This window comes from [Flexibacter] sp. ATCC 35208, from assembly GCF_001975825.1.
In the GTDB taxonomy this organism is placed as follows: domain Bacteria; phylum Bacteroidota; class Bacteroidia; order Chitinophagales; family Chitinophagaceae; genus Chitinophaga.
The window spans coordinates 1-1,693 of the sequence record NZ_MTKN01000174.1 but is presented as its reverse complement, the minus strand read 5'-3'; the positions used below and the strand labels follow the sequence as shown (position 1 = coordinate 1,693).

At 45.4% G+C, this 1,693-nt stretch carries 1 protein-coding gene; it reads left to right on the top strand.

Annotated elements, in window-relative coordinates; translation table 11 throughout:
- Window positions 1–1,693, top strand: a 1,693-nt coding sequence (locus tag BW716_RS34905; protein WP_235644027.1) for a condensation domain-containing protein, incomplete at both ends; no start/stop codon positions are given.

The window sequence follows — 1,693 nt, the reverse complement described above, 5'->3', positions numbered from 1 at the left end:
CCTTAAAGTTACCCGACTGGAATCTTTTTTATATAAAGCTTTTGAAGTAAAAATTCCTTTGCATGACTTGTTTGGGGTGCCTGTACTCGAAGATCAGGCCGTGTTGATAGAACGTTCTCAGAAAATAAGCTACAATGGTATTACACCGGTACCTGTACAGCCCAGCTACCCGCTATCGTCTTCACAACGCCGTTTATGGGTGTTAAGCCAGTTTGCAGAGGGTAACATAGCCTATAATATGCCCGGTGCTTATGTGTTTGAAGGTGACCTGAGCCTTCCTTCGCTGACTTACGCTTTTAATGAATTGATACGCCGCCATGAAATATTACGTACAGTATTTCACGAGGATAGCAATGGCGAAGTAAGACAGTTTATACACCATGCTAATGCCAGTGGATTTACAATAGAATCTATAGACCTTCGTAATGTTGTGAATCAGCATGCGCGTTTGCAGCAACTTGCAGAACGTAGTGCCACCAAGTCTTTCGATCTGAGCAGAGGCCCTTTGTTAAGAGCAGTATTATTCCATACAGATGAGGAGCGATGGGTGCTGGCTTATACGATGCATCATATAGTCGGTGACGGCTGGTCAATGGATGTACTGTTCCGTGAATTGCTGCATATTTATAATGCGCACACGAAAAATACACCGCACGCATTACCCGGTCTGCGCATACAGTATAAAGACTATGCTACATGGCAACAGTCGCAGTTAACCTCTGGAACGATGGCGGTAGCGCAGGTATACTGGCTGAAGCAGTTTGAAGGTGAACTGCCGCAGCTGGCATTACCATTAGATCATCCTCGTCCTGTAGTCAGGACTTATAACGGCGGAGTGGTAATAAGACAGCTTCCGGTTGACCAGGTGATGGCTATGAAATCACTCGTCAGGGAGCAAGGCGCTACGCTGTTTATGGGGCTTTTAGGTCTGGTGAATGTATTACTGCACAGGTATACTAAACAGGAAGATATCATTATCGGTACGCCTATTGCGGGCAGGAGCCATGTTGACCTTATTGATCAGATTGGACTATATATTAATACACTGGCGTTGAGAACCTGTTTCAGCAGCCAGGATGATTTCCTGGACCTTCTTAAGCAAATCAGGGAAAATACGCTTGCCGCATATGAACACCAGGGCTACCCGTTTGATGAACTGTTAGAGCAGCTGCAGTTGCAGCGAGATATGAGCCGCAATGCATTGTTTGATGTAATGGTGATATTACAGAACAATGAACGCAAATATATGAGTGGAGAAGGTTCACTCAATAACCTGCAGATCAGCAGGTATGAAAACCATAACCGCGAAATCAGCAAGCTGGATATTACATTCGAGTTTGAAGAAACAGGGCAGGAGCTGTCTTTACGCATACAATACAACACCGACTTATTTGAGGCGGCCTCTATTCACCGCATGGCCACTCACCTGGAACTGTTGCTAGGCGCAGTAGTACGTACACCACAGCTCTCCATAAATAAGCTGCCTTATTTAAGTGTAGAAGAAGAAGTACAACTGCTGGAAACCTTTAATGTTTCCTCTCCGGGATATCCTTCCGGAGAAACGATTATTTCACAGTTTGAGGCCCGTGTGCAAGCAGCTCCTGACAGTATCGCCCTCGTTTTTGAGGACTGTACGCTCAGCTATGCTGCGTTGAATGCCCATGCTAATCAATTGGCGCATTATTTACAGGCA